Source organism: Streptomyces carpinensis, assembly GCF_002154505.1.
Lineage (GTDB): Bacteria > Actinomycetota > Actinomycetes > Streptomycetales > Streptomycetaceae > Streptomyces > Streptomyces carpinensis.
Map to the genome: position 1 here is coordinate 1 of NZ_MUBM01000662.1, position 4,319 is coordinate 4,319.

At 71.7% G+C, this 4,319-nt stretch carries 3 protein-coding genes; 1 reads left to right on the plus strand and 2 read right to left on the minus strand.

What is annotated here, in order from left to right; all coding sequences use genetic code 11:
* Nucleotides 1–1,001, plus strand: a 1,001-nt coding sequence (locus BZY54_RS47650; protein WP_086731501.1) for an ROK family protein, incomplete at its 5' end; no start/stop codon positions are given.
* Nucleotides 1,002–1,418: 417 nt separating this feature from the next.
* Here the strand turns inward: BZY54_RS47650 and BZY54_RS47655 are convergent.
* Together BZY54_RS47655 and BZY54_RS47660 are read right to left on the minus strand one after the other, a co-directional pair.
* Nucleotides 1,419–2,837 carry an OFA family MFS transporter gene (locus BZY54_RS47655; RefSeq protein WP_208640990.1) on the minus strand — a complete coding sequence of 473 codons (1,419 nt, stop codon included), beginning with the start codon at nucleotides 2,835–2,837 and terminating at the stop codon, nucleotides 1,419–1,421.
* Between the two features lies 1 nt (nucleotide 2,838).
* Nucleotides 2,839–4,251: an MFS transporter gene (locus BZY54_RS47660; RefSeq protein ID WP_086731502.1), complete on the minus strand. Its 1,413-nt coding sequence runs from the start codon at nucleotides 4,249–4,251 to the stop codon at nucleotides 2,839–2,841.
* Between the last annotated feature and the right edge of the window lie 68 nt (nucleotides 4,252–4,319).

Genomic DNA, 4,319 nt, shown 5'->3' on the forward strand with positions numbered 1-4,319 from the left:
GCGGCGGCCGCCGCTCCCACAACGTCCGGCTCGCGCCCACCCTGCGCTTCCTGGGCGTCGACATCGGCGCCACCTCCGTCGACGTCGCGGTCACCAACGCCGAACTGGAGGTGCTGGGACACCTCAACCAGCCGATGGACGTGCGCGAGGGACCCGTCGCGGTCTTCGAGCAGGTCCTCGCCATGGCCGCCAAGCTGCGGGAGACGGGGCTGGCGGACGGTTTCGACGGCGCGGGCATCGGTGTTCCCGGGCCCGTCCGCTTCCCCGAGGGCGTCCCCGTGGCGCCCCCGATCATGCCGGGCTGGGACGGTTTCCCGGTACGGGAGGCGCTCAGCCAGGAACTCGGCTGCCCGGTCATGGTCGACAACGACGTGAACCTGATGGCGATGGGGGAGCAGCACGCGGGCGTCGCCCGGTCCGTGGGCGACTTCCTCTGTGTCAAGATCGGCACCGGCATCGGCTGCGGCATCGTCGTCGGCGGCGAGGTCCACCGCGGTGTGACGGGCAGCGCGGGCGACATCGGGCACATCCAGGTCGTGCCCGACGGCCGCCCCTGCGCCTGCGGCAACCGGGGCTGCCTGGAAGCCCACTTCAGCGGCGCGGCCCTCGCCCGTGACGCACAGGAGGCGGCCGGGCAGGGACTGTCGGTGGAACTCGCCTCACGGCTGGCGGCGAACGGCACGCTCACCTCGGTCGACGTCGCCGCCGCTGCCGCCGCGGGCGACGCCACCTCGCTCGACCTCATCAGGGAGGGCGGCACCCGCACGGGTCAGGTCATCGCCGGGCTCGTCTCCTTCTTCAACCCCGGCCTGGTGGTGATCGGCGGCGGGGTCACCGGCCTCGGCCACACCCTGCTCGCCGCGATCCGCACCCAGGTCTACCGTCAGTCGCTGCCGCTGGCCACAGGCAACCTGCCCATCGTCCTCGGCGAGTTGGGCCCCAAGGCCGGAGTGACCGGCGCGGCCCGGCTCATCAGCGACCACCTGTTCTCACCCGCCTGAAGCATGGCCGGCGGCGGCAGGACATCGCCGGGACGGTAGCCTGCGGTGCTCGCGCATCGCGCGTTAAGCACGGTCGGTCGTATGAGACCGCCGGGACGGCAGTCTGCGGCGCCGCGTATCGGGTGTGAAGCGCGGTTGGCCGTGGGGGGGATCGCCGGGACGGTAGCCTGCGGCGCCGTGCATCGCGCGTGAAAGCAGGGTCGGCCGTGGGAGACCGCCGGGACGGCACCCTGCGCCACCGCGCACCCGGCGTGAAGCACCGTCGGCCGTACGCGACGACCGGCCCGGCACCCTGCGGGGCCCCGCACCGCCTCGTGTGAGACGCCTGCTCCCATCCGTCCGGAGTCACGCCCGCGCCGGCATGTGTGTGGGGGCCTTCCCGCAGCCCGCGGGAAGGCCCCCACACGCCGGGCACTCTCAGCCGGCGGTCCGTGGCTCGGCAGTCGCGGTGGCCGGCGGGACGTCCGGTCCGCCCCGCCCGGGCTGCCGCAGCAGCAGCGCGATCGCCGCCGCCACCATCGACACACCACCGGCCAGCGCGTAGGCGCCGTTGTAGCCCCAGGCGCCCACCACCATGGAGCCGAGCCCGCCGCCGAACAGACCGCTGACCAGCTTGCCGCTGTACACCAGCCCGTAGTTGGTGGCGTTGTAGTTCTCGCCGAAGTAGTCCGGGGTCAGCGCGGCGAACATCGGGTAGAACGCGCCGCCACCGAAGCCGGAGAGGAAGGCGAAGAACAGGAACAGCCACTCGTTCTTGATGTCACCGGCCCAGATGACGCCGAACTGGGCGAGCCCGAGGACCACGATGACGAACACCAGCGTCGACTTGCGTCCCCACAGGTCGGACAGCCAGCCGACCACGGCCCGGCCGATGCCGTTGATGACGGCCATGACGCCCATCGAGGAGGCCGCCACCAGCGGACCGAAGCCGACCTCCTTGGCGAAGTCGACCTGGAAGGAGATCCCGAAGATCGATACACCGGCGGTCATCACGACGGTGATCCACATCAGCGGCAGCATTCCGGTCCTGATGGCCTCCTTCGGCGTGAACTGCCGTACCGCGGGAGGGTTCTTGACCAGGCTGGCCGCGCTCTTGCTGTTGCCGGAGTACGACAGCGGGTCGATGTCCGCGGGCCACCAGTTCTTCGGCGGGTCCTTGAAGAAGAAGGCGCAGACGGCCACCACGATCAGCACGTACACACCGATCAGGTCCAGCACCTCGTTGTAGTTGCCGGTGTCGAAGGCGTAGTTGAAGATGAAGATGAAGGGCAGCGAGCCGTAGGCGAAACCGCCGTTGACGAAGCCGGTCTTCGCGCCCCGCCGCTCCGGGAACCACTTGCCGACCATGTTGATGCAGGTGGCGTAGATCAGGCCCGAGCCCACACCGCCGACCACACCGAAGCCGATGATGGCCAGCATCACGTTGTCGAGGTGGGACAGGGCCAGGAAGCCCAGGAGACACATCGCCGCGCCCACGTACATCGCGCGGCGTGCGGTGAGGATGCCCCGCTCACGCAGCCAGCCCGCCGGGAAGGCGATACCGGCCTGGAAGAAGACCCAGACGCTGAGGATCCAGAAGGTGTTGCTCTGCGTCCAGCCGTGCGCCTTGGACAGGGTGTCCTCCGCCGAGCCGTAGGCGTACTCGGAGACGCTGATGGCCATCATGGATATCCACGGGAGATACACCATGAACTTGCGTGAATGGCCGAGTATGTCCCGGTCCGTCTCACCGATGCGGTAGACCCGCCCCCGGGAGTCGGTGACTTCGCGGTACGAACCTTCTGCCGTGCCGGGATCGGCCGGCGTGTTCCTTGTTGCCATCGGATCAGCCGTCATGTCAGGCCATCTCCTCGCCGAGGGGGTGGGGATTGGGGACGATGCGCCGGGCGTCGGGCCTGCCCGGAGCCTTGAGGAACAGCGCCAGTACGGCGCAGGCGAGCCCGGTGCAGCCCGCCAGGAGGAAGGCGCCGTGGGGGTCCCGGACGCCGGCCGCGGCGGCTGTCGTGCCGCTGCCGACGAGAACCGGGAGGAGCCAGGCGCCGGCGAGCAGCCCGTAGGCGCTCGCGCTGTGGTTCTCACCGAAGTGGTCCGCCGCCATCGCGGTGACCAGTACGAGGACCGCCCCGCCGGCGAGCCCGGCGGCCGCCGCGCAGCACACGAGGAGCGGAAGGCCGCCCGCCCGGCCCGTGAGCAGCACGCCGAACTGCGCGGTGCCCAGCACCAGACAGGCCGCGGTCAGGGTCGTGCGGCGCCCCAGGCGGTCGGAGAGCGCCCCGACCGCCCCCAGCCCGGCGCCGCCCGCGACGACGGCCGGCGTGGTCGCGGAGTGGGCGATCGAGTCGCCGAGCCCGGCCTCCCGGGCCAGCGGTGCCAGCAGGCAGACGTCGAGCACGGTGACACCGGCCGCGCCCAGCAGACAGAGCCACATCAGCCACAGCACCGGGGTGCGGGCCGCCTCTTCGGGGGCGTAGTGGCGTACGGCGGGTGGGTTCTTCTCACGTACGCGCCGGGCGACGGGATCGGCCGGCACGACGAGCGGGTCGGGGTGCGGCGGCCACCAGTTCTTCGGCGGTTCCCGCAGCGGCCACCCGGCCGCCGCCACCGCCAGGCACACCGCCGCACCCGTCAGGGTGAGCACGGCCGGCCGGTCGGCCCGTTCGAGCAGGGAGCCGGGACCGGGCAGAGCGGTGAGCAGGAACGGCACGGCGCCGAAGGCGCAGCCGCTGGCGACGAACCCCGTCGGGCCGCCCCGTCGCTCCGGATACCACTTGCCGGGCAGCGTCAGGCATGTCGCGTGCACCAGCCCGGCACCGGCGCCGCCGACCACGCCGAAGACCAGGCAGGCGACCACGAGGTCCGGCGCGAAGGCGAGCGCGAGGCACCCGACGAGGATGCCGAACGCCCCGCCCGTCATGGCCGCGCGGGCGGAGAGCCGGCCGCTCTCCCGCAGCCGCCCGGCCGGGAGGGCCACGGCCACCTGGGTCGACACCCAGAGCACCGTCGGCCCGAAGAGGCTTTCTCCCCAGAGGTCTCCGCCCCAGGCGTGGGCCTCACGAAGACCGTTCTGCGCCGCGAAGAACGCGTACGCGGCACAACCGACACCCGTCATGCCCAGCCAGGGCAGGACGACCATCCAGATCCGGCGGCGGCCCAGGAGATCGACGTCGCTCTCGCCGACCCGGTACACACGGCCCCTGCGGTCACGCACCTCCCGGCAGACCAGGGAGGCGGGTGGATCGGTGGTTTCCATCTCGTGGTAGCACCCCTTGCGTCGAAAGTTCTGGCCAGCGCCCCCTGTCCATTGCCTTTCGTGCGCGC